The sequence below is a fragment of the Luteibacter sp. NPDC031894 genome (assembly GCF_050273135.1).
Classification (GTDB): Bacteria; Pseudomonadota; Gammaproteobacteria; order Xanthomonadales; family Rhodanobacteraceae; genus Luteibacter.
Genome location: NZ_JBNNMV010000001.1, coordinates 688,900 through 714,788, shown reverse-complemented (window position 1 = coordinate 714,788; position 25,889 = coordinate 688,900). Strand labels below are relative to the sequence as shown.

Here is a 25,889-nt window from a genome sequence, read left to right as displayed (position 1 = left end):
CGCCGCGCCGGCGTTCGAATTGGAAAGGGACCCTGCTTAACGGAAAGACCGGACGCCGCCCAAGGCAGACGATGGCTTTCGCCGCCAGATCGGGCCGGCCCCTTTCCCAGGAGCGAGCATGACATCGCACACGCCGAGGGCTTCGCGCTGGTGCCTCGGTGTCGCGCTGGCGTTCCTCGCCGCCGATGCGGCCTACGCTGAAACGACCACGGACGACCTGCGCGAGCCGAAGGAATTCACCTATGGCGCCGACGGCATCACGACGGTCACCCTCACGGCCGCCCTGTCGAAGGTGATGGTCGGAAACACGCCTTACGAATCGCTGGTCTTCAACGGCGACTACGACGCGCCCGTCATTCGCACCCGGCCCGGCGGGACGATCCGGCTCACCCTGGACAACCGGATGGACGAGCTGACCAACCTCCACTTCCACGGCATGCAGGTGTCGCCGCTGGACGAGGGCGACAGCATCTTCCGCCTCACCGATCCGCATACGAAAGGCCAGTACGTACTGCGCCTGCCCACCGAACATTCGCCCGGCCCCTACTGGTATCACAGCCATTTCAACAAGGGCGCCGAGCGTCAGGTCTCCGGCGGCATCTCCGGACCCATCCTCGTGGACGGTCTGAAGGACCAGTTCCCGGAGTTGCGCGACGTGCGAGAGCGCGTGCTCGTGCTGCGCAACTTCCAGAAGACGTTCACCGGACGGCTCGCCAGCGAGATCGTCACCGGCGCGCCCTCCATCCGCACCATCAACGGCCAATACCAGCCCGACATCCACATCCGCCCCGGCGAGACGCAGCTGTGGCACCTGCTCAACGTCGATGCCAACCAGTACTTCCGCATACGGCTCGACGGCCTGCGCGTGCAGGTTATTTCCCAGGATGCCGATACCGTGGTCAAGGATGTCGTCGCCGACGAGTTGCTGATCGGTCCCTCCGCGCGCGTCAGCGCGCTCGTCGTCGGACCGGTCGCCGGGCGTTATCCGTTGGCCCTGGGCCGGGCCAACACGGGTCCGGCCGGCGACAGCTACGCCGGCGTCGTCCTCGGCACGCTCGTTTCCGAGGGCGCGGCGATGCCGACCGTGAAGATCACGAGCGCTTATCCGCAGGCACGCGACCTGACACGCGAACCCGTCGCCGTGCGCCGCCGCTTCGTCTTCCAGGATTCCGAGGACGATCCGAACGCCTTCTTCATCAACGGCCGCCGCTTCGACCCGGAGCGCGTGGACACCACCGTCAAGCTAGGCGACGTCGAAGAGTGGACGCTCTTCAATCCCAGCCAGGAGCTGCACCAGTTCCACATCCACCAGCTCGATTTCCAGGTGACGAAGATCAACGGCAAGGCGGTCGACTTCGTGGGGTATCGCGACAACGTGTTCATTCCCGCCCTCGGTTCGATCACCTTGCGCATCCCGTTTACCGATCCCGTGATCCTCGGCAAGTTCGTCTACCACTGCCACATCATGGAACATGAAGACGGCGGCATGATGCAGGTGATCCAGGTCGTCCGCCCTGGGGACTACGACCAGGCCGTGACGCTGGAACCGCTGGGCGGCATCTATGGCGACAACCAATCCTGCGTTTACCTGCGCAACACGGGACGCACGGCACTCGACGAGAGCGCACCGTCGCCCCGGCCCCTGGGCGGTGCCCCGTGACGCGGCGCCACGCCGTCCTCCCCGCCGTCTGCGCGTTGGCCCTCGCAGGCGTCGCTAGCGCCGACACCGGTCGTTATCCGGGCTTCGGCATCGATTACGGCACCGCCATCCAGTACGACTTCAGCGGCCTCGACGTGCGCGGGCAACCGCACACCGTCACGACCAACGGGTACTTCGACATCACCAACACGCTGCATTTCCGCTTCGACCCGGACAACGAGATCTTCCTCGGCACGGAGATCAGCCCGGTAACCACGGCGCGGCCCGGCCAGCGCCGTTGGCTCGGTGGTACCGGCCTCAACGTAACCGACCTCAACTGGTACCACCAGGGCGAGGTGGACACCTGGCGCATCGGCAAGATCGATCTCCCGTTCGGGCGTGCACAGGGCAGCGCACCCGGCTTGTATACATCCGATTTCGTATCGCCTTATGCGTTGGGTGGACTGATTGGCGCGACGTACCAGCGGCGCTTTTATACGGATGCCATGGGCACCTTCGCGCCAAGCGTGGCCGTATACGCGGCCGATACCTCGGTGCTGAGCCGTGCCTTCTTCCGACCCTCCACGCAGGCGCGGCGCTCGGACGGGGGCGCCACGAACACCGGTAAGCCTAACAACGTGACGGCCGTGCTGGACTGGCGCGCACCCGCGGCACTGCCGTACCTGGAGATGCAGCTCGGTTACATGTCGAACCACAAGGGCGAGACCAATGCGGCCTTCCCGACGGCGGCGGACGAGCGCGCCTGGGTCACGTCGGTACGGTATCTCATTCCTTTCGAACCGACGACGCTGCTGGCGCCGACCTTGTCGGGTCGCTACGTGGACCTCGTGCCGTTCGTCGAGTATGCACGGGTGCAGAACGAGAACGGCGTGCCGGGCTACGACACGGCATACCTCACCACGTCGCTGACACTGGACACTGGACGTTTTGCCTGGGGCTTGACGCATACCAACCGGCGTATCTCACCGGCCGGCCAGCCACTCAGCAACGAGTACCTGAGCGAAGCCAGCGTGGTCTACCACCTGACCGGCCTGATCGACCTCGGCCTGTCCGGAGGTCGCGCGCGACAAGGCGGGCAGACGTCGGGCCTGTTCGGCCTGCAGATCGTGCTCAACGGAGCCTTCTGATGATGCGCTGGATCATTCACATCGGTCTGCTGGCGAGCCTGACGATCGCCGCCCATGCCGCGACCGCGTCCGTTGGGGGCCCTTTCCAACTCGTGGACCAGGACGGACGTGCCGTCACCGAGCGTACGTATCGCGGCAGGCCCTTGCTCATGTATTTCGGTTTCACCTCCTGTCCGGACATCTGCCCAGTGGATCTGGCGAAAATCGCCTCGGTGACGAAAAGCGTGCGTGCGCAAACCGGCATCGAGGTGACGCCCGTGTTCGTCACGGTGGACCCCGAACGCGATACGCCGGAACGGATGAAAGCCTATGTACGCGCCTTCAGTCCGAGCGCGGTCGGCCTAACGGGGTCACCGGCGCAGATAGCGACCGTCACCGAGGCGTACCACGTTTACTTCCGCAAGGTACCCACGGAAGCGGGCTACCTCCTGGACCATTCCACTGTGCTCTACCTCATTGGGCCGGACGGCAGCTTCCTCGCCCACTACGGCAGGAAGCTGCCCGAGCAAGAGGTAGTCAGCCGGATCGCGCAAACGCTCCAGGCGCGTCGCTAGCGCCACGTCACCGCCGGCAACGCCGGTTCCCCCTGCTTCATCGTCAAAGGAGAAGTCCATGTTTACCTCACCCCGTTACCTCCTCCTGGCCGTCGCCGTCGCCGGCACCGCGCTGTTTGCCCAGGTCGCCTCTGCCGATGGAAACAAGAAGTTCCCATCGTTCGACTCGATATCCGGCGGGGACAAGATGCTCGCGCGCGACGAGGTCACGCCGAAGCTCGAGAAAAAGTATCCCGCGCTGACCGACCTGAAGGAACACTGGGAGGACGCGGACATGGACCACGACGGCAATATCAACCAGCACGAGTACGAGGCGTTCATGACCCTTCCGAAGGACTGAGAACGAAACGCGCGACCACGCCGGCACTGCCGCCGGCGTGGTCGCGCCCATGCGCCTAATCGGCAAGCGGGTTCGCAACTACTTGCGGGGGCGGGCGGAAGGCGCCTAGGATCGGCCCGTCAGGCCAGGGAACAACGATCCGTGACGCCGCCCGTCATTCACCGTGAATCGGCATGGCGCATACCTGCGGTGGCGGAAGGCTGTCCCGATCGGGTCATCGCCTCGCGCTGGACCTCGCTTCCCGTCGGCGGCCTTCACGCGGTCACCCCCACGGACACGCACATCCTCGCCGTCTACCTGCGCGCCACGCGCGCCATCCTCCACGTCGACGATGTGGTGGTCCATTCCGGTCGCCTGCCCACCTGTTGCATCCTCGTTACATCGCCCCGGCAAAAGGTTTCAGCCGACTTTTTCGAACCGGCGGACGTCCTGCACCTGAACATGCGCAATGCATTCCTCGCCGAGCATGGCGGCCTTGCGCTCGCCGAAGGCATGTCCATTGCCGGCTTGTATCGCGACGAAGCCATCGTGATGATGGGGCGAGCCATCATCGCCGCACATGCCGCCGGTCGCATGGCGGGGTGTACCGAGGCGCTTGGCAAGGCGATCCTCGCCCGCTTGCTCCACCTGCGCACCTCGGCCGAGCCGATGCAAAACAGGAGGCGGAAGATCACGATCCAAGGATGGCGCCTGCAACGCGTCACGACGTTCGTGGAGACCAATCTCGGCAAGCCGATCACCCTCGCCGATATCGCTCGCGCCGCCGGCTTGTCGCCCATGCACTTTGCCGCCCAGTTTCGTGCCGCGACCGGCCATAAGCCACACGAATACCTGCAACTGTGCCGCGTCGAGCGCGCGAAACAACTGATCGACGACAGGGACCGAACACTCGTCGACATTGCGCTCGATGTCGGGTTCCGCACGCAGGCGCACTTCACGACGGTCTTCAAGCGCTTCGGTGGGCGGACGCCACACTCGTGGCGGGAGCGGCTACAGGATTAGGCCGAGCTTCTAAAGCAAACGCCTGGACAACCGCGACACCAGCGGGATATCCAGGGTCAGGGGCAGCAGAAGGCCGTCCCGGTCCACGGTCCAAAGGAAGCGCACCTCCTGCTGTCGCTCGTAACGGCGTGGCTTGATGAAACCGATTTCCTCGGGCGGCGTCGCCGCGTGGAGATCGATGCGCTCGCGATAGTGCACGGGGCCCCAGCGCGCGTCCAGGAGCGGCAGCCGGGCAGCCAGCGCCTCCGTCACGCCCTCGAAGAACGCCTTGGCATCGCGGACTTCGACACAGTAGGCGCCGAATGGGACACGCATGGTATCGGGGTCGCACTCCGCCGATGTCGACACCAGGTATGCATCGCGTATCTGCGCGATCGCCATGCCCTCCCCGTTCGCCACGTGGGCGCCCGCGATATCCGGAGCCAGCGCCCGCGCCATCGCCACCAGCTCCGTTTCGGACGGCGGATAGGGACAGTCCACGTCGAAACCATGGAAAGCCTCGCCAGGATCGCCCCGCTCGGGGTCGGTGTAGTCGCGGCACGTGGCGAGCGTGCTGAGCAGCACCTCGCCACGTGCGAATGCGTCTGCATGGTCCGCGCTGCGAAAAAACCGGTAGACCGGCAGGCTCATGGGCCGGCGGCTCCCATGACGGCACCCGTCAGCCTACGCACCGCCGGACCTTACTTTCCTGCCGGCAGCTGCTGCGCCATCTCCAGATGGTGCTGCAGGATCGGCAGGGTCTTGGAGGCAAATGCCTTCAGCTCCGGATCGTCCCCACTCTTTGCCTCTTTCTCGAAGAGGGTCACGACCTTCTTGTGATCGGCGACCATGCGCGTCTTGAAGTCGGCATCGAATTCCGCGCCCGACTTCTTGCTCATGATCGCGGCAGCCTTGGTATCGCTCGGCGGAGGAGTGGGCGCAAGGGGAAGGCCCTTCGCGGAAGCGATCGACTTCAGCTCATCGTTCGCCTTCGTGTGGTCGGTCACCATCTGCTGGCCGAATGCCTTGACCTCGGACGAGCCACCCTGAGCCGCGCCGAGCTTGCCCAGTGCCACCTCGGCCATGCCTGCTGCGCTCGCCGTCACGACGAACTTCGCATCGGGCGCATCCGATCTTGCGGATGCCGTGGGCGACGCGGCACGATCGGATTGCGCGGACGGGTTGGTCTGCGCCGAGGCGATGCCCCCGAAGGAGGCCGCCACGATCACGGCGGAGAGAAGGCAGGACGACAGATTCTTCTTCATCGGTATTCCCTTGCGTGGGTGGAGAAACGGAAAGCGGCCTTGTGACGGAAGGGTCATCCGTCCTGCCCACCGCCGGTCTTCGGCCGCGGTGGATGTTTGCGTGGTTCGGGTATCCCACCCGGATTGTCGGTGCCCTGACCTTGGGGGGGTGTCACCTTGGGCGCACCGTACTCGTCGCGCTTGCGCGGATCGGGCGAGCGTTTCGTGTTCATGCCATCCGACCAGTGCTCCCTTTTTTCCGTCGTCCGTGGTGCCGACGTGTCGACGCGCTGTTTCGCGCCGCCATTCACCGACTGATCGCTGGCTGCCGTGGTCGTGGCTTGGGCAGGATGTGCCGCCTCTTGGGGAGGCAGCGATCCGCTTGCTCCAAGCAGGAAAAGCATCATGGGAATCATGGCGGTCACCTCCAGGGCAGCGTGCCGCGCGTGGCGTGACCGAAGCGTCGGCGGAGAGGCCGGCGGCTCTTCACTAGTCCGATACCCGTTCATGCCTTTTCCAGGAGCCACCGTGCACAGCGGCGGTTGTAATCTTCACGGTGGCTCGGTTGGCCGCTCGACGACATCGTGTGCGACCCGCCGGGATAAACCACCATCGTCACCTCCGCCTCGGACCGTCGCACCGCACGGGTGAACAGTTCTTCGGTCTGCCCCAACGGACAGCGCGCGTCCTCCTGCCCATGCAGGAACAACGTCGGCGCGTTGAGTTTGTCGAACGCCACCAGTGGGGAAAGCTGCTTGTACGCTTTCGCGTCTTCCGTCGGCTCCGCGTCCATGGCGTATGGCGTCACGTAGAAGCCTGTGTCCGACGTGCCCAGGTGCGAAAGCACGTTCGCGACCGGGGCGCTGATAAGGCCCGCCGTAAAGCGATCGGTATGTCCGAGGGCCCAGGCGGAAAGGAAGCCACCGTACGACTTGCCGCCGCAGCCGATACGGTCGCCGACGAGGCCTTCCTCGCGAAGGGTGTCGAGCACCGCCAGGAACTGCGGGAGGTCGCGCTCACCCCAGTGACCACGTAGTCGGCGCGCGAAAGCCGCGCCGTAGCTGCTCGAGCCCACCGCGTTCGGTGCCACGATCAACCAACCCTTTTCGCACAGTTCGTACCAGTACATCTGCCGGCCCTGGTCGACCAGCACGAAACTTTCCGGCCCGCCGTGCATGTACAGCAACGTGGGCCAAGGGCCGTCGCCGCGCGGCGGTTTCAGCAGCCACACGTCGATGCTCTCCTGGCCGCCTTCACCATCGGGAACGCGCATGCGCCGCAGGCTCACCCGCGGGCGTGGCCGTTCGCGGAACCAGGCGTTCAACCGTGTGTGGCGACGCTCGTCGCTTCCGTCCCACGTGCAGGAAAACAGTTCGGGGGGGCGGCGCATGGTCGCCGCGATGAACAGCAGCCGGTCACCCCATGCCGCCAGCGCGGACGCCTGGCGAAGGTTACCGCGGTGCACCGTGCACGTACGCGACGCGACATCGACCACCGCGGGCGTCGCCCTTCCGTGCCGTTCCGCGATGACGGCCATGCGGCTCCCATCGGCGGACCAGGTGATGCTCGAGCCGAGGATCTCCAGTTCGTCGTCGACCGCCTTGCGGACCTCGCCGCTGGCGACGTCCACCAACCAAAGGAAACTCACCGCCTCGCCTTCGATTTCGCTGCCAGCCACCGCGATCGTCTTGCCGTCGGGTGACCAGCGCAATCCGAGCACCGACGTAAGATCGTGGGTCAGCTGTCGCTCACCGCCGCCATCGGCGTCGACGACGTAGAGATCCTTGCGATGGCGCTGGCGGCCACGGCGGTCGCGGATGTAGGCGACCTGGCGGCCGTCGGGCGACCACGCGGCGCTGCCGATCTCGACGTCGCCACCCGCCAGCACGTGCGAGCTGCCATCGCGGGTGTCCAGTGCCACCAGGTGCGTACGATGGCCGACCGTTGGGCCTGAACCATCGAGCTTGTAAGGCAGGAAGCGCACCACCACCGGTCGCTGCTTCGCGTCCGGATTGTCGAGGTCGTCTTCCGACCAAGGGGCGCTCACGGTAAGGAGGAGCCGATCGCCGTCCGGAGACCAACCCTCGATCGTTTGTATAGGGTGCTCCGGTCGCCCGCAGGGTCGCGCCTCCCCACCGTCCAGGTCGAGCAGGTGGACACGCTTCCCCTCGCCACCGCGCGACGAGAGAAAGGCGAGTCGTGAGCCGCTGCCGTCGATGCAAGGACTGCTCGCGGCGAACTCGGGGGAAGTAACCGGCCGCGCCGGACCGTCTCCTTCCAAGAGCCATACGCTCGAGCGGTAGCTGTCGCTTTCGCGGTCGGCTTGCGACACCACGAAGGCAGCTGTCCGATGGAAGACCGAACCCTTGAGCGAGAGGAGATCACGCAACGCGTAAATATCGGCAGCCGAAAACGACGCCATGGATGTCCTCCGGAGAAAGGGCGCCCGGCGAACCGGGCGCCGAAGGCCTCAGCGACGCTGGTTCTCGTTGTTGCGGTTTTGCTTGTTTTCGTTCTGCTTGTTCTCGTTCTGCTTGTTCTGCTGGTTCTTGTTCTGCTGGTTCTCGTTCTGTTTGTTTTCGTTGTTGTTGGCCATGACCCGTCTCCTCGCTCGAGCCAGCGGCGTGCTGGCGTGGGGACTTTCGGATGTACGCCGTGATGCGTCGATGGAGCCGACACCTGCCCTCTTTCACATTGCGAAACGTCTTCACATTGGTGTTTTCCAGCCACGTTTTCAGGTGATTCGCCGCGTATACGTCAACCCCGCTTCACGCAACGTGTCTTCTGGAATGACAACGCGGGACGGAAAACACGGCCATGGACGCTACATTCCACCTTGCCGATCTTCATCGGCTCCTATTCGGGCAATCGTCCCCTGCGTATCTCGCCGAGGTCTTCCTCCGCGCCACCCTCACCTATGTCGGTGTGGTCGGGGTGATGCGTCTCCTCGGCGCGCGAGTCACGGGCCAGTTCACGCTCCTCGAGATGTCCGTGACCGTCGTCATAGCGGCGGCCATCGGTGTGCCGCTACTGAGCGCCGACCGCGGCCTGCTGCCGGCCTTCGTCCTCGTGGCTACCCTTGTGGCGGCGCAGCGCCTCATTGCAAACGTGGGTTTCAGGAATCGCCGCTTCCAAACCCTCGTCTCCTCGGATACCTGCGTCGTTGTGCGAGACGGTACGCTCGAGCTCGACGCGATGGAGACGAACGCCGTGTCGCGGGAAACCATCTTCAGCCAGGTACGCATGGCGGGACACCTCAACCTGGGCGAAGTGGCGCGGGTGTACATCGAGCCGTCCGGCAACTTCACGATCGTCACGCGGGCCGAGGCCAGGCCCGGTTTGACCCTCGTTCCGTCCTCCGATGGGTCCATGTCGGCGCTCATGCGTAAAGACGGCCACATATGCATGCGCTGTGGCGCGCCGTTCGCCGAGGATCGCAAGGCCTGCGACCACTGCGGTGCTGTCGACGCGCGCGCCGGCGTGCTTGCACCGGAGGACGATGCATGAGCCCGGCCGAGTGGTTCCAGCGACTCCTGGTGGGCGACTCGCCGTGGCTTTTCCTCGTCGAGGTGGTCTACCGCGCGCTCATCGTCTACCTCTTCCTCCTCGTCGCCATGCGGGCGATGGGCAAGCGCATGGCCGCCAAGCTAGGCATCGCGGAACTGGCCGTCATCCTGATGCTCGGCGCGGCGATCAGCGCGCCTATCCAGATGCCGACGGAAGGCATCCTGCCGGCGCTGGTCGTCCTGACCACCGTCGCTGGCCTGCAGCGCGGCTTGTCCTGGTGGTCGTATCGTTCGAGCAAGGTGGAGACCACCGTGCACGGTGACGCGGTCGTCCTGGTCGAGGACGGCAGGCTCGATCTCGAGCGGCTGGACCAGACCAAGATCTCACGGGAGATGCTGTTGTCGGAGCTGCGCGCGAAAGGCGTGAGGGAGTTGGGCGAACTGCGGCGGGTGTATGTGGAGCCTGCGGGAGGCCTGTCCCTCGTTTTCTACAAACGACCACGGCCGGGACTGTCGATCAGCCCGGAAGACGGCGACCCCGGTTGGCGAGTGCGGCGCGGTGGCGATCTCCGCGTCTGCTGGCGCTGCGGAGCGCCCCATGGCGAAGACCAGGACGCGTGCTCCCGCTGCGCGGAGCGGAAGACGGTCGCGGCCTGCCTTCCCGCCGAGCAGGAGGCCTAGGCCCTCGTCGCACCCATCGTCACCGAGTCCAGCTGTTCCACGCGCACGATATCGCCAAGCCACACGAGCCCGCTCCATCCCGGCTGCTGCGGATCTTCGAGCTTGACGGTACCGTTGATGCCCTCGATGTCGTCGGCATCCTTGAACACCTGGATGGTCGGCGTCACCATCACGACCCCTTCGACCGGCGAGCCTTCCTTCACGTGCACCCGGACACGGGCGTTGATCGCCAGTTCCTCGACCCAGCGCTCCATGCGCTGGATGTCCGCGGGTTCGCTAAAGACCGTGCGTGCGATACGTCCCATCGTTGTACCTCGTCTGTCGTTACTGCGGCACCGCCGCCTCGCTGAGCGCACCGGCCGCCCGGCGGGTCAGCTCGCGCACGGCTTCGGCGCATTGCTCCGTGTCGGCCACCTGTTCCTCGTAGTGCGCGGCTTGCTCGGGTGCGCCCTTGCGCTTCGCGTCCTCGGCGAGTAGCCGCAACAGGACGGTCTTTTCGCAAAGCGCCCTGTAGGCCGACCACAAGCTATCGTCGGTGGCGTTGCTCTGGGCATGGGCAAGCGTCTCGAGCGTGAACCGATGGCCGACGTAGCACCGATAGTCGCCGTCGCCCGCCCGCCGTAACGAGCCCTTGCAGGAAGGGCAGACGAAAATGGTGCGATCGTTCTCGTGACCGTCGAGACGCCGCGGCGCAGGAGCTGACACGGAAATCATGGACTGACCTCCTTCCGGACCGGCGGGCGGCGCGGAAAGTTCTCGCACCCAGCGGCACAGGAAGGCCGGAATATCGTCGAGTGGCGCGCGCAGGTCGACGCTCGTACGGGCCATCGCGCTTAGCGGCATGGTGGGAACGACGGCTTCTTCGGGGTCTTGCACGATGGCGACGCCGCCGGCTTGCTTGACGCAACGCAGGCCCAGCGTCCCATCGTTGAGGTCACCCGTAAGCACCACCGCGGCCACCTTGGATCCGCCACTGGCGGCCGCGCTACGGAACAACGGATCGATCGCCGGCCGCGTGTGGTGTTCCTTCGGACCGCGCTCAAGGGCGATCTTGTCGCCTTGCACGTGCATGTGGAGGTCGGGGGGCGCGACGTAAATGTGCCCCGCCGCGATGCGTTCCCCGTGGAGCGCGTGGCTTACCGGCAACGACGCCCGCCTCGCGATGATCCCGGGGAGCATGCTCTCATGGGCATCGACGTGGAGCACCAGGAAGACCGCCGCCGGAAAATCCGCCGGTAGCCCGGCACACACTCGGGACAGTGCCTCGACACCTCCGGTCGAGGCACCTATCACCACCAGCGGTGGACGATCCATGCTGCACTCCAGTGAGTTCGCAATGGCGTCACGCAGCCGACTTCTCCGCCGCCCGCTGGTTGCCCGCCTGCTCGGCGAGCATGGTCAGCTTCTCGTCGGTCGCCTTCTCTTCCTTCAGCGTCGCCTGGAGGAGCGGAATCGCGTCCTTGTAGCCGAGCTGCTTCGCGATCGCGGAAAGCGTGCCGTACGAAGCGATCTCGTAATGCTCCACCTTCTGCGCGCCGCCGATCAGCGCCGCGTCGCGCAGCGGGCCGGCCTCGATTTCCTCGATCACTTCCTTGCCCTCTTCGACCAGGCCCTCCATGGCAGCGCATTTAATCCTCTTCAGGCGGATGCCGAGGGCTTCGACGATCTGGTCGATGCGCTCGACCTGGCCCTGGGTTTCCTCGAGATGGGTCTCGAACGCTTTCTTCAGTTCCGGCGCCTGGGCCGCGCGGGCCAGCTTCGGTAGTGCTTTGGTCAGCTGCTTTTCCGCGCTGTAGATGTCGGACAGCTCGTGGATGAAAAGGTCTTCGATGGTCTTTACTGCCATGGTCTTCTCCGTGGGGAACCGTGAGGCCACGATGCTAGGGCGCGGGTTGTCATGCGATCAGCTCGGTCGCGTGAATCAGGCCTCGACACCTTCGGGAACGAAGGCATCCACGGTTTCCCAGCCACCGTCGTCGCCTTCGATCTTCAGGCGTACGCGTCGTCCCGTGCGGCGGCCGATGCTCTCGGCCAGACGCAGCGCATGGCGAAAACATTCGTCCTGGGTCGCGAACGTGCCCATGCGATGGGTGTCGTGGAAGACCTCCCAGGGGAATGCGTTCGTCCGCTGGGCGAGGGGGAGGTAGAGCATGATGGGGGTGTGCAGTGCTTCGTTCATACCCTCCATCATTCAAACGCCGTGCCAACGCTCCGGCGTGCGTGAAGACGTGGCGTGGCGGGCTTTTCAGGCCGTACGGTGCGGATGGCGATGCAAGGGCTGCAACGCGGCCTGCAAATCCTGCAGCCGGCGGGCCGGCCATGCCGCGCTCACGGCACCGACGCCTGCGTCGGATCCTCCACCAAGGGGACGCCGTAGTCGCGGAGCAGACGATCGATCTCCGGCCGACGCTTCTCCAGCGCCTCGTCGAGACGGCGGCGCAGTGCCAGGTCGTCCTTGCGCACGGCCATGGAGATATCGAAGACCATCGGCCACTGCGGGCCGTCGAGCCAGGGTGATACCGGCCTGACCGTGAGCTGCACCGGCTCGTGTTTTGCGAAGTAGCCGGCCATCGGCCCCCACGCCACGGCCGCGTCGATGTCGCCCCGCGCCACGGCGTCGACGATGGCGGCCGGCGGATTGGGATTGGCGTAATTCCCGTAAACGGGGTACCCGCGGATGTTGCCCGTATGCCCGCGCCGGGACAGCGCGTGGGCGGGCGGCGTGTTGGCGCCGTCGTCGCCGATCATCTGCACGCCGATCAGCCATCGCGCCAGCCGCGGATCGTCGAAGGACTCCAGCGGCGCGCCCCGCCCTGCCCGTGTCACGAAGACGTAGGTCGAGCGATAGTACGGTCGCGTGGTGGCCGCCATCTCGATGCCACTGGCGATCCCCGGCACGACATCGCACACCTTCGCATTCAGCGTGTTGCGGAGGTTGCCGCGGCGTTGCGCCCACCAGACATAACGCGGGGTCATGCCCATGTCCCGCGCCAGCAGCTCCACGATCTTGTTCTCGAAGCCTTCCCGGCGCTCGTTCGAAAACGGCAGGTTATTCGGGTCGGCGCAGATGCGCAGGTCCTCTGCCGAGGCACTGGCGAACAGGCCGAACACGGCCAACAGGCTCAGGGCAAGACGGCGACGCCCCATGGCTTGCCTCCCAGTTTGACGGACAGCGTCGAGCCGTCCTTTCGATGGATGATGGTGAGGTCCCCGGACAGTCCGTTCGCCGCGTATACCCGCTGCCCGTCCGCCGATAGCGCAATGCCCCAGTTTCGCTGCCCCACGGGGAAGTAGTGCAGGATCGCGCCGGTGCCGAGGTCGACTTCCGCCGCGTGGTTGCCGCGCCCGAGGGCCACGAACGCACGTTTCCCCGTCGGCTCCATGGCAATGCCCACCGCCTGCACGTTCTCCGGAGCACCCTCGGCGCGATAGAAGTCGATCGTCCGCACGACCTTCCGCGACCGCGCGTCGAAGACTGCCAGCGTCGCGCGGGCCTCGGAACTCACCAGGAGCTGCCGGCCATCCGGCGTGAAGGCGGCATCGCGCGGTCGCGTGCCGACCAGCACGCTATCGGCCAGTACGGCCTTTTCCGCGTCGATGAAGTGCACGAGGCTGGTCGACTCCGACGTACAGATCACCGTCTTGCCGTCCGGACTGACCGCCATGCCTTCCGGTTCCGACCCCACCTCCACGGTCGCGACGATGCGCTTGCCGGGAATGTCGACGAAGGAGACGACACTGTCGCGCTCGTTCGCGACGTAGAGGCGTTTTCCGTCCGGGCTGACGGCGAAGCGTTCGGGGTCCGGGCCCGACGGTAGCCGGTCGATCACCTGCCGGGTCTTCGTGTCGACGACGTCGATCCGGTCGTCGTCGCCGGCGGCGACGTAGAGGCGCGTGTGGTCGGGCGAGAACGCCATGCCGCGTGGCCGGCGTCCGACCGGAATCGAACCGGTGACCTGTCCGTTGCCGCCGTCCAGCACGTGCACGAGCGACGCCTGTTCGTCCGAGACGAAAACCGTGTCGGCCAAGGCAGCGGAGGCCATGCAAAGGAGCGATAACGCCAACGGAACGTCAATCCGCATCGGGAACGACCTCCGGCGCCGGTGCGCCGCGCAACAGACGGCCGACGATGGCCAGGGCGGCGGCGGCATGGACGACGCCGCCCGGTATCCACATCAGCAGGCCAGCCAGTTGCTGGTCCTCGACCGGCGTCAGACCGAAAGGCGTCATGCCCAGCCGTGCGTATCCCACGTACCAGGGACTGGCGGAGAAGGCCATCAGTGCCCCGAGCGCGCCGCTCACCAATGCGGTGAAGAACAGGCCGACCACGGCGGACATCGGATGGCGGCGCATCCGCGCCTCGTCGAGCATGGACGCCCAGAACAGCAGCGCGGTCACCATGAAGCTCAGGTGTTGCAGCACATGCCATCCCTCACCCGCCAAGGCGAGACCGAACAGGGCCGGCGCATGCCACAGCCAGAGCGCGACCGCCTGGGCCATCGTCGCGACGGCGGGATGGGTCAGGCCGGACCAGGTCGCGCTCACCCCCGACGTAAGGGTGAGGCGACCCAGCACGCGCCGTGCGCCGTGGGGAAACGCCCAGAGCATCACGGGTAGCGGCCGACCAAGGACGAGCAGCGGCGCGCCGCCAAGCATCAGGAGTTCGTGCTCGAACATGTGCATGGCGAACGAGCGCGACCCGGCGGCGTGCACCGGGGACACGAGGGCCAACGCCGTGATCGTCCAGCCGGCGGCGAAGTAGGCATCGCGATGCCACGTTGCGGGCCGAGCACCCGACCGCGCGCGCAACCGCCAGCGGCCCACGGTGTAGAGCATGGCGGCGATGGCGAGCGGAAGCACGACCCAGGTTTCGAAGGTCCAGCCGGTCCACGTCCCCGCCGTATGGGCGCAGGCGGCGGGCGCCGCGCACGCCGCGACCGATGCCGCGACGGCGCGCCTCACCGGAAGCACCCCGGTACCGTGAGCGATGCCATCGCCTGCATGAGGATCGCGAGCGCGAAAATACCCGCACCGAGGATCGACAGCCAGCCGACGAACGGATGCCCACCGCCCGTGTCGCCGGCCATCCGCACGGCGCGCCATGAGAGCGCCCCGCCAACGCCACAAAGCGCGAGCGCGAGGGCGGCTGCCACGATGGCCCGCGTGGGCGAGACCGCCGCGCAATCGAAGCGCAGCACATCGGCGAGCCCCTGCTGGTGCGCGCCCCAGGCAAGGAAGCCGAGGGAAAGGCCCGCCCAGGGTAGGAGCGCGTAGAGGATCCGCTTCATGCGACGTACCTCGGCACGAGGTACACCAGCACGTAGACCCCGAGCCAGGTGATCACGACGAAGTGCCAGTACATGACGTTGTCGGCCACGTCGGAACGTTTCCTCGCGTCCGGCACCTGCAGGGTGGCGATGGCCGCGAGCACGATGCTGTCGTAGATGTCCGTGGCGATATGGACCGAGTGCATGAGCATCAGGGCCCAGATGATCGAGCCGTACGCATTGTCGTTCCACTTCACGCCCAGGGCATCGAACTCGAAGCCGCGCACGATCATCAGCCCAAGGCCGATGGCCACCATCAGCCACAGCCCGATCCGGATGCCTCGCACGTCCGCCGCATGCGTGCGCCGCGACACCCAGACATTGGGGATCTCACTCAGCACGGCGATCACGGTGAACAAGGTGCCGTATAGCAGCGACGGCGGCCGCCCGCCCGGTGGCCACGACGTCTCGTTCGACATGAGGTACACATAGGCACCGGCGGCGAGCACGAACGCCATCCCTTCGATAAGCATGAATCCGACCGTACCCCACCACCCGAGGCTGGCGGGACCGAAGGCGTGGTCGGGCAAGCCGCCGACATCGCCCGTGACGCGGAGCGGCCTCATGTTTCGCTCTCCAACCCGGGTTGCGACTTCTTCGGCCAGAACCAGACCGTCGCGCCGATGGCGAACGGGATCGCACCCCAGACGATGCCCCAGGGCGTGAAGATGGACCACACGAACATGACGGTGAGCCCCAGGGCCGTGAACAGCGGCCACAGGCTCGGTGACGGCATGCCCCAGCGAATCTGCGGTGCCGCTTCCACGGCGGACGTGACCAACAGTTCGGGCCGGTCATCGCGCAGGCCCGACAACGCGGGCACGGCCTCTCTATCGGTCCACAGCGGCGTATCGCTGGTGACGACCGGCACCGCATCGAAGTTGTAGGGCGCCGGGGGCGACGCGGCGGCCCACTCGAGTTCCGGCCCATCCCACGGATTCGGGTCGAACGGACCCGGCGATCGCAGGGTCCGCACGACGTTGGCGACGAAGACGAGCATCCCGGTGGCGATGAGGTAGGCGCCCACGGTGGAGACAAGGTTCCAGACATCCCAGCCCATATCGCCGGAGTAGGTATAGACGCGGCGCGGCATGCCTTCCAGGCCCACGATGTGCATCGGAAAAAAGGCGACGTTGAAGCCGATGAAGAACAGCCAGAACGTCCACTTCCCGGCCCGTTCGTCGAGCACCTTCCCCGTGAACTTGGGAAACCAGTAGAAGAAGGCGCCGAACAAGGGGAACACGGCGCCGCCAATCAGCACGTAGTGGAAGTGCGCCACCACGAAGTAGGTGTCGTGCAATTGCAGGTCGAGCGGTACCGAGGCCTGCATCACGCCGGTAAGGCCGCCGAGGACGAAGGTGATGAAGAAGGCGATCACGAACAGCAGCGACGTGGTGAACCGGGGGCGCCCCGTACCGAGGGTGACCATCCAGCAGAAGATCTGCACGCCGCTCGGCAAGGCGATCATCATGCTGGCGGCCGTGTAGAAACTATTGCCCATGCGAGGCAGGCCCGTCGCGAACATGTGGTGGACCCACAGCCCGAACGCCAGGAAGCCGGTCGCCAGCAGCGACACGACCAAGGCAAGGCGTCCGAACAGAGGGCGGCGCGAGAAGGCCTGCACGATGCTGGAGACCATGCCCAGCGCCGGCAGGAAGATGATGTAGACCTCGGGGTGGCCGAAGAACCAGAACAGGTGCTGCCACAGCAACGGGTCGCCACCCTCGGCCGCGTTGTAGTAATGGGTGCCGACCAGCCGGTCCATGATGAGGAAGGAGCTGGCGAGCATCACCGCCGGCATGGCGAAGACGATCATGAAACTGGTCACCAGCATCGACCAGAGGAACAGCGGCATGCGCGCCAGGGTCATGCCGGGCGCGCGCAGCTTCAGGATCGTCACGATCAGCTCGATCGCGACCGCCAGCGCGGCCACCTCGGTGAAGGTGATCATCTGCGCCCAGAAGTCCGTGCGCTTGCCAGGCGAGTACTGCGGGCCGGACAAAGGCACATAGGAAAACCAGCCAGCTTCCGGCCCGACATTCAGGAAGAACGCCGCGTAGATCATGATGCCGCCGAACAGGTAGATCCAGTAACTGAAGGCATTCAGGCGGGGGAACGCGATGTTCCGCGTGCCGCACATCAACGGCACGATGTACACCGCCACGGCTTCCATGATCGGCACGGCAAACAGGAACATCATCGACGAGCCGTGCATCGAGAACAGCTGGTTGTAGCGGTCCGGCCCCACCACCTGCCCGTCGGCATGTGCCAGTTGCGTGCGCATGATGAGCGCGAGGATGCCGCCCATAACGAAGAACACGAAGGCCGTGACGAGGTAGCGCCGCCCGATGCGCTTATGGTCGACCGTTGCCAACCAGCCGATGACGCCCGGCGGGTCTTTCCATGTCTCGAGGAGGCGGGACGGATCGGTCATCGCAGTGACATCAGGTAGTCGACCAGCGCGGCGAGCTGGTCGGGCGGGAGCTTGGTGGCAGGCATGTTCGTGCCCGGCTTGTGCGCGTGGGGGTCCTCGATCCAGCCCGCCAGCGCGCCCGGCTGCATCGGAAGCGCGCCGGCGGCCAGGGTGCGACGGCTGGCGACGTGGGTCAGGTCGGGCCCTACCCTGCCCGCCGCGTCCGTTCCCATGATGGCGTGGCACGATGCACAGGTACTGGTCATGAAGACGTGCTGTCCCTGGCGTTGCCGCTCGCTCTGCGGTGGCCGGGCGGTGGCGAGTTGCGCGGCGCGCCAGCGCTCGAAGGCGGCCGCGTCCTCCACGCTCACGTCCATCGCCATGCGCGCATGCTCCAGTCCGCAGAACTCCGCGCACTGCCCGCGCCACTGTCCCGTTCGTCGCGGCGTGATCGTCTGGAAGTTGCTGCGGCCGGGGATGAGGTCGGTCTTGCCGTTGAGGTTCGGTACCCAGAAACTGTGGATGACGTCGTTCGAACGCAGCTCGATCCGCGTCGCGCGCCCCACGGGCAGGTGCAGTTCGTTGGCGGTAACGACGGTGCGCGACGGATCCGGATCGAGGTATTCGACCTGCCACCACCATTCCGATCCGGTGATGCGCACTTGCAGCGCATGCGGATCCTGCGACTGCGCCAGTTTGCGATCGACGAAAAAGCTGCCGCCGGCGAGCACGAACAGCCCGATGACGATGAGCACCGTCCATGAGCCGAGCAGTTTACGCAGCAGCCCATCGGCCGCAGGGGCCTCCGTGGCGGGCGGTGCATCGGGCAGGCGCCGCCGCGCGTGCCAGATCGCCCAGGCCAACAATCCCATCATGAGCAGGTACATGATTCCGCAGACGACGAGCATGAGGTGCCAGATATCGCCGATCGCCCGGGACTGGTCGCTCGCATAGTCGAGCGCGTTCTGGCGCCCAGAGCATCCGGCCAGCAGCACCACGACGACGGCGATTGCCGCTCTCACTTCTGCGGCTCCTGGTTGGGCGCGGGGCTGGACGGTTTCGGTGCCTCGGCCTCCTTGCGCGTCAGAGGCGGGATCGCGGACATGCCTTCGCTGCGCGACGGCACGGCGTCCTTGCGTACATTTCCCGAAAGCGAGCGCACATACGCCGCCAGCTCCCAGATCTGTTCCGGTGGAAGCTTGCCGCGGAACGACGGCATGCCGTTGGGACGGCCCTGGTCGATGGACGCGAAAATGTGGTCGATATCGCCGCCGTAACGCCATTCGTCGTCCATGAGCGCGGGACCGGCGTCACCGCCGCCATTGGCGTGACAACCGTTGCAGTTCATCCAGCGGAAAAGGTTCTGCCCTTGTCCGACGTGGTAGGCGTTGTTTTCGTAGACCGCGCCACGGGGATCGACCGGCTGCTCCCTCGGCGCGCCGGGCTGCAAGTTGACGAGGGACGGCGCCGGGCCACCGGAGCCCTGCGCGGGGCCGGTGAAGTCGCGCTTCTCACGGTCGCACCCGGCTAGCGAGAGCGCGCACAGCGCGACCGCGGCCGCTGTTTCAAGGAAGCGAGAACACATACAACGTGCCTCCCGGTTGCGTCTTCTCCTTCAGGTCGGTGGTCGCGTTGACCATGCCTTTGGCGGCGGTGCCGTCCCGAGGATCGAGGTTGCCGGACACGATCGCGCCCGCCCACCCGCCAACGCCCGACAGGACCGCCACGTACTGGCGGCCGTCCGGTCCCCGGTAGCTCACCGGTTGCCCGATGATTCCGGAGCCCGTCTTGAACTTCCAAAGCGGCTTTCCATCCTTCGCATCCACGGCCTTGAACCAGCCGTCCATCGTGCCGTAGAAGACGACCCCGCCATGCGTGACCAGCGCGCCGCTCCAAACCGGCAAGTCCTCCTTGACCTCCCAGGCCGCGCGGCGGCGCACCGGGTCCCATGCGGTGACAACGCCGCGATGCCCGCCGGGCCCCGCATACATCCGCACTTCCGCGCCGATGTAGGGCGTGCCGGCAATGTAGTTCGCCTGCATCGACTCCCAGTCCATGCACAGGTTCGCGTGCGGGATGTAGAGCAGCTTCGTGTCCGGCGACCAGGCAGACGGGTTCCAGTCCTTGGCGCCGGGCGCTGTCGGGCAGATGTTCCGTATCACCTTCCCCATCTGCGGCTGCTTTTCCGGGTTGAACCGCGGCCTGCCCGTCGTGAGGTCCACGCCGAGGATGGAATTCACCGGCGAGAACGCGTCGGCCGACAGGACCTCGCCCGTCGCACGGTCGAGAACGTACAGGTACCCGTTGCGCTCGGGCCGCACGATCACCTTGCGCAGCGTTCCGCCGACCGGCAGGTCCACCAGCACGTTCTCGTTGATCGCGTCGTAGTCGTACAGGTCATGTGGGCTGAATTGATAGAACCAGCGCGCCTGCCCGGAATCGACGTCACGCGCGAAGATGCCGGCCGTCCACTTGTTGTCGCCCGGGCGTTGTTCCGCATTCCACGGCCCCGGGTTGGCGGTGCCGTAATAGATGAGGTTCGTCTCCGGGTCGTAGGAGATCCAGCCCCAGACCGATCCGCCGCCGGTCTTCCACGCCTCCGGCGGCCAACTGGTCACGCCCAGGTCCTTGCCCTTGTCGCTCGCGTAGAACGGCTTGAAGGAAGGACCGATGAGCACGTCGGCGTCGGGCCCGGTGCTATACGCTTTCCACGCCAGCTTGCCGGTGGCGGTGTCGAGCGCGGCGAGCCAGCCGCGCACGCCAAACTCGCCACCGGAGTTGCCGACCAGGACTTTGTCCTTCACCACCAGCGGCGCCATGGTGATCGTCTCGCCGCGATTGATGTCCCCTAGCTTGGTACGCCAAAGCTGTTTGCCGGTGGCGGCATCGAGCGCGATGGTCTGCCCGTCGAGGGTGTTGAAGAACACCTTGCCGTCGGCCACCACGGCACCACGGTTCACGACGTCGCAACAGGCCACGCCTTGCGACGCCGAATCAGGCTTCGGGCGGAACGACCACTTCGCGGGTGCCCCTTCCTTCGTGAGGTCCAGCGCGTAGACGATGTTCGGATAGGGCGATACCACGTACATCGTGCCGTCGACGACGATGGGCGCGGCCTCCTGGCCGCGATCGACGCCTGTCGAGAAGGTGAAAGCGACCTTGAGCCGTCCGACGTTGCCGGCGTCGATCTCGTCCAGGGGACTGAAGCGGGTACTGGCGTAGTCGTGCGCGGGCATCGGCCAGTCGCCCTGCGCCTGCGCCAGGGCAACCGTGGGTACCGTCCATGCCAGCAGGAGCAGGAGCAACGCGACACGGCCCGCACCACGTCTCATCGAAGGATCCCCGACCATTGGAAGCCCTATAGATAGAACGCAGTGCCGTGCGGAATGCGTGAAGAACGGTTAGCGCCGGAGTGCGTCCGCCGGCAACCCGGCCGGGCGCCCGGCCAGCCGCTCGAACTCCGCCGCGTCATGGCTGCAGAACACCTTCACCTCGCCGTCGTGCTCGGCGGCGAGGGCACGCAGCCGCAACTGGTTGGTGAGGCGCGCGTCCCGGTCTTTCTCCAGCATCCACTGGTAGAAACGCAGGCCGGGCGTGCAGTACGGCCGCGCGACATCCATCTCCCGCTCGTGGAAGTACGCGTCGGCGGCGAGGAACAACCAGCCCGCTTCCCCGCGGACCGCGATGCCGCAGTGCCCATGCGTATGCCCGGGAAGCGGTACCAGAAGGACGTCCCCGCGGATGCCATCCAGCCGTTGCACGCGCTCGAAGCCGAACCAGTTCTCGCCTTGTCCCGCCACGTAGGTGCGCCAGAGATCCCGGTGCATCCACTGCTGCGGGCGAAAGCGCTGGCGGTCCATCCAGGTCCGTTGGGCGAGTGCGTCGTCGCGCTCGCGTCGCAGCAGGTGCACCGTCGCGTGCGGGAAATCGTCGAGCCCCCCGGCATGGTCGAAGTCCAGGTGGCTCATCACGATGTGGCGCACGTCGGTGCCGCGGAAGCCGAGTCGTTCGATCTGGCGGATGGCGGTCATCTCCTCCCGGAAGGCCGGCTTCACCAGGGCCAGGAAGAAAGCGCTGAGCCGGTCGCGCGGATGGTGCACGTCGTTCAGACCAAACCCGGTATCGACCAGCACGAGGCCATCGTCCGCCTCGATGAGGAGGCAGTGGCAAACCAGCTCCCCGCGCGTCAGTAGGGAGCGCGTACGGCCGTCCATCCATCGGCCGCCCAAGGGACAGGTGGAAATGCAGTTCAGGTGGTGGACCCGCATCGTGCCTCGCCTTTCGAATTAAGCTTCGTGAAAGCCTGTTGACGGAACGCCACGGTTGGCTGCACCCTCCCCTGCACATGCTCCCCGCGATCGAACGAGGACGAAGCCATGACCAGCGACCTGCGCAACCCACTCAAACGCGCCCGCAATATCGGTTCCGCCAAGTCCGGAGCAGGCTCCTGGATGGCCATGCAGTTCACTTCGCTCGTCCTCGTGGGGTTGTCGGTCTGGTTCGTTGTCCTGGTGCTGACCTTGATGCGGTCCGACTACGCGACGGTGCGCCATGCCTTGGCGCATCCGGTCAACGCGACACTGATGGCGACGTTCGTGATCCTCGTCTGCTGGCACACCGAGCTGGGCCTGCGCAACATCTACGAGGATTACATCCATACCCGGGCCCTCGCCTTCTGGAGCGCCATCCTCACGCGGCTGGCGCTCCTCCTGATGGCCGTCCTTTCCTTGCTGTCGATCATCCGGATCGCGATCGCCCCGTAACGAACTAATAGCCTGAGCGGCGCATCAGCCAGGCCGCGGCCAACGTCGCACCCACCAATACGACGGCCGAGCGCCCCCGGGGTGAGCGCCGGGCATCGGAGAACGCGCTTTCCACGACATCGACGCGATCGGCGAAGAGCAACATCAACCAGTGGCGCAGATCGTTCTCGCTGTGACGGAATGCCCTTCGGCGTATCCAGCCGCTCATGCCACGCGGCGGCACGCTCGTGCCGAACACCGGCGGGCGCTTGAAGTGCTCGGTGGATTGGAGAATCTCCACGTCGGACTGCTGCGCCGGCGGCGGGTCGCTCCAGTGGACGCCCTCGAGACGAGGCGGCTGGCGCTCCATGGGCACGGCGGGACGGTTGGCACGGTCGAGGTCGGCGCCCCAGCCCGGGATGCGATCTTGCGGTCGGTTCATGGCGAAACCTCGGTGTTGGCCGTCGATGCGGCGGTGGTCGGCTCGACGCTGGCGGCGCCCGGTGGAATGAGGACGGTCTTGATGCACTGGTCCTTCTTGCCCGAGAACATCTCGTAGGCGTCGCTCACCTCCTCGAGCGGAACCCGGTGCGTGATGATGGCGCGCGGGTCCAGCCGTCCTTCCTGGATATGCTCGATCAGCCGCGGCAGGTGGCGCTTCACGCTAGCCTGGTTCATGCGCAAGGTGAGGCCCTTGTTCAACGCGTTGCCGATGGGCACCGCGTTGAAGGTCGGCCCGTAGACGCCGACGATGGAGACATTGCCGCCCTTGCGCACGGAATTGATGGCCCAGTGCAGGACCGTGGCCGCGCCGGCCTGCAGCTTCATGGTCACGCCGGTGACGCGCTGCATGATGCTGCCGTCGGCCTCGCAACCCACGGCATCGATGCAGACGTCGGCGCCCCGGCCCTCGGTCATCTTCTTGATGTGGATGGCCATGTCGCCCACGGAGCGGAAGTCGACCGTTTCGCACTGCGCGTAGCGCCGCACGAAGTCGAGCCGATAGTCCACCTGGTCGACGACGATGACACGTCCCGCGCCCATCAGCCACGCACACCGCGCGGCGATGATGCCGATCGGTCCGGCGCCGAAAATGACCACCGTGTCGTTCTCCTTGATGTCTCCCATCTCGGCGGCCTGGTAACCCGTCGGCAGGACGTCCGTCAGAAGCACGGCGTCTTCGATATGCATCCAGGGCGGGATGACCGTCGGGCCGATATCGGCAAACGGCACACGGACGTACTCGGCTTGCCCGCCGTCGTAGCCACCGGTGGTATGCGAGTAACCGTAGATCCCGCCAACGGCCGTGGCCTCGGGGTTCACGTTATGGCAGTTGCTGTAGAGCTCCCGCTGGCAGAAGTAGCAGGTGCCGCAGAAGATGTTGAAGGGCACCAGCACCCGGTCACCCACCTTGAGGTTGCGCACCTCGGAGCCCACGTCGACGACCTCGCCGACGAATTCATGGCCGAAGATCGATCCGACGCGCGTATCCGGCACGAGGCCGTGGTAGAGGTGCAGGTCGGACCCGCAGATGCACGAGCGCAGGACGCGCACCACGGCGTCCAGGGGGTGTTCGATGACGGGATCGGGGACGTGGCGTGCGCTGACGCGGTAGGGACGCCGGTAGGTGGTCGCGAGCATCGTGTTCTCCACTGATGGGGCGACACGCATCGTTGACCGGGTGGCGTCTGCGGCGCGCCAACGCTGTGTGCCCAGGGGAATACATCGCACCACCGTCGCGACCGGCTCATTCATGGATGTGTGGCGGCCCTTCATCCGGGGCGGACGCGTGGTTGAGGAGCCGCCGCATAGCGTCGGGCTGCGCCGCGCTGTCGCGGCATCGCCTCGGAGACCGCGCATGTCCACCCCACACGCGAACCAACGTGTCCTGATCACCGGGGCCAGCAGCGGCATCGGCCTGCACCTCGCGCACCGCTTCGCATCGCACGGCCACCCGGTATGCCTCGTGGCGCCGGACGCCGCGGAACTGGATAGCCTCGCGGCGGATATCCGGCAGCGTCACGGCGTGGAAACCCTGGCCGTGGCGGTCGACCTGGAACAAAAGGAATGCATCGCCGCCATCGAATCCGCCCTGGCAAGCGCGGGCTGGACCGTGGACATCCTGGTGAACAACGCCGGCCATGGCTTCAAGGGGAACTACGCGGACGTCCCACTCGCCACGCACCTGTCCATCCTTCGCCTCAATGTGGAAGCGGTCCTGCGGCTTACGTCCCTTTTCCTCCCGCGCATGGTGCAGGAGGGTCGTGGCCGCGTTCTGAATACCGCGTCGATCGCCGGCTTCGAACCCGGCCCGACCATGTCGGTCTATCACGCCAGCAAGGCCTTCGTGCTCTCCTGGAGCGAGGCCATTGCGACGGAACTGGAGGGCTCGGGCGTCACCGTGACCGCCTTGTGCCCCGGCCCTACCGATACCGACTTCTTCCCGAAGGGCGACATCGAAGGCAGCTTCGCCTTCCAGAAGGGAAACCTGATGGATCCCGAGGAAGTGGCCCAGATCGGCTACGAAGCCGTCATGACGGGCGACCGCGTGGTCGTGGCGGGCGCTGTCAACAAGGCGATGGTGTTCTCACGGCGGTTCATGTCCGAACACATGCAGTCGCGCATGAACGAGAAGATGTACGAGGAAGTCGATTCCCCGAAGCGGGCGCGGGGCGACAAGGAGTCGCCGCCGCAGCCCTGATGCCGACGCGCGTTAGCGCTTGGCCTCCAAGTCCGGCGTGGCGTCGCGCACGAGGAATTCTTCCGTCAGCTGCGGGAGGTGCTCGAGGACCCACGCCGCCATGGCCTGTTCCTGCGGAAGGATCTGTTCGCACACGCGCTTGGTCTCGGCGTCGCCGACGGTTTCGGCCGCGGCGATCAGTGCGGTGTAGGTGGCGATCTCCAGGTTCTCGAACACGTAGCTCGATATGGCGCCCTTGACGATCTCGTCGGAGTTGGCCATGCCGCCGGCGGCCTGGCCGAACGCCATCATCTTGCCCATCATGTCCTTCATGGCGGAGGTCGAGCCGCCGAGGCGCTCGATGCAGCCCTTCAGCAGGGCCTGCTGGCCCAGCGTTTCCTCGAGGTGCTGCTCGATGCGTTGCTTGACGACCGGGTAATGCTCGATGCGGGACGCCTGCGCCCTCAGCATCTGCTCCGCCTGCTGTTCCATCGCGTGGGCGTCGCGAAGCCAATCAAGAAGGTTCTCGCGCAAGTCGGCCATGGTGGTGCTCCTGTCGTGGTTGGGAGGGAATGGAGCAGCCATGCTTGCCGAGCGCGCGTGCAGTGCGCAGCGAAGCCGCGTGATGGCGGGA

General features: G+C 66.0%; 31 protein-coding genes. 9 read left to right on the top strand and 22 right to left on the bottom strand.

The window, feature by feature from the left end; translation table 11 throughout:
• Nucleotides 1–118: 118 nt before the first annotated feature.
• The 5 genes from ACQKIE_RS03445 (at nucleotide 119) to ACQKIE_RS03425 (ending at nucleotide 4,683) form a co-directional block, all read left to right on the top strand.
• A complete protein-coding gene (locus ACQKIE_RS03445; RefSeq protein WP_427455794.1) occupies nucleotides 119–1,660 on the top strand; it encodes a multicopper oxidase family protein in 1,542 nt (513 codons plus the stop codon).
• The gene (locus ACQKIE_RS03440) at nucleotides 1,657–2,787 is read left to right on the top strand and encodes a hypothetical protein (protein ID WP_427455792.1); all 1,131 of its coding nucleotides are present in this window, start codon (nucleotides 1,657–1,659) and stop codon (nucleotides 2,785–2,787) included. Before ACQKIE_RS03445 ends, ACQKIE_RS03440 begins: the two co-directional genes overlap by 4 nt.
• Entirely contained in the window at nucleotides 2,787–3,341 is a 555-nt protein-coding gene (locus ACQKIE_RS03435) for an SCO family protein (protein WP_427455790.1), read from the top strand. Before ACQKIE_RS03440 ends, ACQKIE_RS03435 begins: the two co-directional genes overlap by 1 nt.
• Nucleotides 3,342–3,399: 58 nt before the next feature.
• Nucleotides 3,400–3,681, top strand: coding sequence for an EF-hand domain-containing protein (locus ACQKIE_RS03430; RefSeq protein WP_427455788.1), 282 nt, complete (start codon nucleotides 3,400–3,402; stop codon nucleotides 3,679–3,681).
• A gap of 141 nt (nucleotides 3,682–3,822) precedes the next feature.
• Nucleotides 3,823–4,683 (top strand): helix-turn-helix transcriptional regulator, encoded by an 861-nt coding sequence (locus tag ACQKIE_RS03425; RefSeq protein ID WP_427455786.1) that lies wholly within the window; start codon nucleotides 3,823–3,825, stop codon nucleotides 4,681–4,683.
• 9 nt (nucleotides 4,684–4,692) lie between these two features.
• Here ACQKIE_RS03425 and ACQKIE_RS03420 read toward each other — a convergent pair whose 3' ends face one another.
• The 5 genes from ACQKIE_RS03420 to ACQKIE_RS03400 form a co-directional block, all read right to left on the bottom strand.
• Complete coding sequence (locus ACQKIE_RS03420; protein WP_427455784.1) at nucleotides 4,693–5,313, bottom strand: hypothetical protein; 621 nt, start codon at nucleotides 5,311–5,313, stop codon at nucleotides 4,693–4,695.
• 50 nt (nucleotides 5,314–5,363) lie between these two features.
• Nucleotides 5,364–5,927: a DUF4142 domain-containing protein gene (locus ACQKIE_RS03415; RefSeq protein ID WP_427455782.1), complete on the bottom strand. Its 564-nt coding sequence runs from the start codon at nucleotides 5,925–5,927 to the stop codon at nucleotides 5,364–5,366.
• Between the two features lie 53 nt (nucleotides 5,928–5,980).
• Nucleotides 5,981–6,322 carry a hypothetical protein gene (locus ACQKIE_RS03410; RefSeq protein ID WP_427455780.1) on the bottom strand — a complete coding sequence of 114 codons (342 nt, stop codon included), beginning with the start codon at nucleotides 6,320–6,322 and terminating at the stop codon, nucleotides 5,981–5,983.
• An 89-nt stretch (nucleotides 6,323–6,411) separates the two neighbouring features.
• Nucleotides 6,412–8,328, bottom strand: coding sequence for a S9 family peptidase (locus ACQKIE_RS03405; protein ID WP_427455778.1), 1,917 nt, complete (start codon nucleotides 8,326–8,328; stop codon nucleotides 6,412–6,414).
• Between the two features lie 48 nt (nucleotides 8,329–8,376).
• Nucleotides 8,377–8,502 (bottom strand): hypothetical protein, encoded by a 126-nt coding sequence (locus tag ACQKIE_RS03400; protein WP_427455776.1) that lies wholly within the window; start codon nucleotides 8,500–8,502, stop codon nucleotides 8,377–8,379.
• Between the two features lie 221 nt (nucleotides 8,503–8,723).
• Between ACQKIE_RS03400 and ACQKIE_RS03395 the strand changes: the two genes are divergently transcribed.
• Entirely contained in the window at nucleotides 8,724–9,413 is a 690-nt protein-coding gene (locus tag ACQKIE_RS03395; RefSeq protein WP_427455774.1) for a YetF domain-containing protein, read from the top strand.
• A complete protein-coding gene (locus ACQKIE_RS03390; protein ID WP_427455772.1) occupies nucleotides 9,410–10,093 on the top strand; it encodes a DUF421 domain-containing protein in 684 nt (227 codons plus the stop codon). The genes ACQKIE_RS03395 and ACQKIE_RS03390 overlap by 4 nt, the downstream gene beginning before the upstream one ends.
• Here ACQKIE_RS03390 and ACQKIE_RS03385 read toward each other — a convergent pair.
• The 14 genes from ACQKIE_RS03385 to ACQKIE_RS03320 form a co-directional block, all read right to left on the bottom strand.
• Entirely contained in the window at nucleotides 10,090–10,398 is a 309-nt protein-coding gene (locus tag ACQKIE_RS03385) for a DUF3247 family protein (RefSeq protein ID WP_427455770.1), read from the bottom strand. The two genes, ACQKIE_RS03390 and ACQKIE_RS03385, sit on opposite strands and share 4 nt — an antisense overlap.
• Before the next feature lie 19 nt (nucleotides 10,399–10,417).
• Nucleotides 10,418–11,407 carry a chemotaxis protein CheB gene (locus ACQKIE_RS03380; protein ID WP_427455768.1) on the bottom strand — a complete coding sequence of 330 codons (990 nt, stop codon included), beginning with the start codon at nucleotides 11,405–11,407 and terminating at the stop codon, nucleotides 10,418–10,420.
• 28 nt (nucleotides 11,408–11,435) lie between these two features.
• Complete coding sequence (locus tag ACQKIE_RS03375; protein ID WP_427455766.1) at nucleotides 11,436–11,939, bottom strand: ferritin-like domain-containing protein; 504 nt, start codon at nucleotides 11,937–11,939, stop codon at nucleotides 11,436–11,438.
• A 75-nt stretch (nucleotides 11,940–12,014) separates the two neighbouring features.
• Nucleotides 12,015–12,272, bottom strand: a complete 258-nt coding sequence (locus tag ACQKIE_RS03370) for a hypothetical protein (protein WP_427455764.1) — start codon at nucleotides 12,270–12,272, stop codon at nucleotides 12,015–12,017.
• 149 nt (nucleotides 12,273–12,421) lie between these two features.
• Complete coding sequence (locus tag ACQKIE_RS03365; protein WP_427455762.1) at nucleotides 12,422–13,240, bottom strand: substrate-binding domain-containing protein; 819 nt, start codon at nucleotides 13,238–13,240, stop codon at nucleotides 12,422–12,424.
• Nucleotides 13,216–14,136 carry a PQQ-dependent catabolism-associated beta-propeller protein gene (locus tag ACQKIE_RS03360; RefSeq protein ID WP_427455761.1) on the bottom strand — a complete coding sequence of 307 codons (921 nt, stop codon included), beginning with the start codon at nucleotides 14,134–14,136 and terminating at the stop codon, nucleotides 13,216–13,218. Before ACQKIE_RS03360 ends, ACQKIE_RS03365 begins: the two co-directional genes overlap by 25 nt.
• Nucleotides 14,137–14,164: 28 nt before the next feature.
• Entirely contained in the window at nucleotides 14,165–15,055 is an 891-nt protein-coding gene (locus tag ACQKIE_RS03355; protein ID WP_427455759.1) for a cytochrome c oxidase assembly protein, read from the bottom strand.
• Nucleotides 15,052–15,381, bottom strand: coding sequence for a hypothetical protein (locus tag ACQKIE_RS03350; protein WP_427455757.1), 330 nt, complete (start codon nucleotides 15,379–15,381; stop codon nucleotides 15,052–15,054). Before ACQKIE_RS03350 ends, ACQKIE_RS03355 begins: the two co-directional genes overlap by 4 nt.
• A complete protein-coding gene (locus ACQKIE_RS03345; RefSeq protein WP_427455755.1) occupies nucleotides 15,378–15,986 on the bottom strand; it encodes a cytochrome c oxidase subunit 3 in 609 nt (202 codons plus the stop codon). The genes ACQKIE_RS03350 and ACQKIE_RS03345 overlap by 4 nt, the downstream gene beginning before the upstream one ends.
• Nucleotides 15,983–17,854, bottom strand: a complete 1,872-nt coding sequence (gene ctaD / locus ACQKIE_RS03340) for a cytochrome c oxidase subunit I (protein ID WP_427455753.1) — start codon at nucleotides 17,852–17,854, stop codon at nucleotides 15,983–15,985. Before ctaD ends, ACQKIE_RS03345 begins: the two co-directional genes overlap by 4 nt.
• Nucleotides 17,851–18,855 (bottom strand): cytochrome c oxidase subunit II, encoded by a 1,005-nt coding sequence (coxB, locus tag ACQKIE_RS03335; RefSeq protein WP_427455751.1) that lies wholly within the window; start codon nucleotides 18,853–18,855, stop codon nucleotides 17,851–17,853. The genes ctaD and coxB overlap by 4 nt, the downstream gene beginning before the upstream one ends.
• Complete coding sequence (locus tag ACQKIE_RS03330) at nucleotides 18,852–19,418, bottom strand: c-type cytochrome (protein WP_427455749.1); 567 nt, start codon at nucleotides 19,416–19,418, stop codon at nucleotides 18,852–18,854. The genes coxB and ACQKIE_RS03330 overlap by 4 nt, the downstream gene beginning before the upstream one ends.
• Nucleotides 19,399–21,165: a methanol/ethanol family PQQ-dependent dehydrogenase gene (locus tag ACQKIE_RS03325; protein WP_427455747.1), complete on the bottom strand. Its 1,767-nt coding sequence runs from the start codon at nucleotides 21,163–21,165 to the stop codon at nucleotides 19,399–19,401. Before ACQKIE_RS03325 ends, ACQKIE_RS03330 begins: the two co-directional genes overlap by 20 nt.
• Before the next feature lie 69 nt (nucleotides 21,166–21,234).
• Nucleotides 21,235–22,101: an MBL fold metallo-hydrolase gene (locus tag ACQKIE_RS03320; RefSeq protein ID WP_427455745.1), complete on the bottom strand. Its 867-nt coding sequence runs from the start codon at nucleotides 22,099–22,101 to the stop codon at nucleotides 21,235–21,237.
• A 108-nt stretch (nucleotides 22,102–22,209) separates the two neighbouring features.
• Between ACQKIE_RS03320 and sdhD the strand changes: the two genes are divergently transcribed.
• Nucleotides 22,210–22,596 (top strand): succinate dehydrogenase, hydrophobic membrane anchor protein, encoded by a 387-nt coding sequence (gene sdhD / locus ACQKIE_RS03315; protein ID WP_427455743.1) that lies wholly within the window; start codon nucleotides 22,210–22,212, stop codon nucleotides 22,594–22,596.
• 4 nt (nucleotides 22,597–22,600) lie between these two features.
• Here the strand turns inward: sdhD and ACQKIE_RS03310 are convergent, their stop codons facing one another.
• Nucleotides 22,601–23,017 (bottom strand): hypothetical protein, encoded by a 417-nt coding sequence (locus ACQKIE_RS03310; protein ID WP_427455741.1) that lies wholly within the window; start codon nucleotides 23,015–23,017, stop codon nucleotides 22,601–22,603.
• Nucleotides 23,014–24,216 carry a zinc-dependent alcohol dehydrogenase gene (locus ACQKIE_RS03305; protein ID WP_427455739.1) on the bottom strand — a complete coding sequence of 401 codons (1,203 nt, stop codon included), beginning with the start codon at nucleotides 24,214–24,216 and terminating at the stop codon, nucleotides 23,014–23,016. Before ACQKIE_RS03305 ends, ACQKIE_RS03310 begins: the two co-directional genes overlap by 4 nt.
• Before the next feature lie 217 nt (nucleotides 24,217–24,433).
• On the opposite strand from ACQKIE_RS03305, the gene ACQKIE_RS03300 reads away from it, so the two are divergent.
• The gene (locus tag ACQKIE_RS03300; RefSeq protein ID WP_427455737.1) at nucleotides 24,434–25,276 is read left to right on the top strand and encodes an SDR family NAD(P)-dependent oxidoreductase; all 843 of its coding nucleotides are present in this window, start codon (nucleotides 24,434–24,436) and stop codon (nucleotides 25,274–25,276) included.
• Between the two features lie 12 nt (nucleotides 25,277–25,288).
• Here the strand turns inward: ACQKIE_RS03300 and ACQKIE_RS03295 are convergent, their stop codons facing one another.
• Nucleotides 25,289–25,798 carry a ferritin-like domain-containing protein gene (locus tag ACQKIE_RS03295; protein ID WP_427455735.1) on the bottom strand — a complete coding sequence of 170 codons (510 nt, stop codon included), beginning with the start codon at nucleotides 25,796–25,798 and terminating at the stop codon, nucleotides 25,289–25,291.
• Nucleotides 25,799–25,889 lie beyond the last annotated feature (91 nt).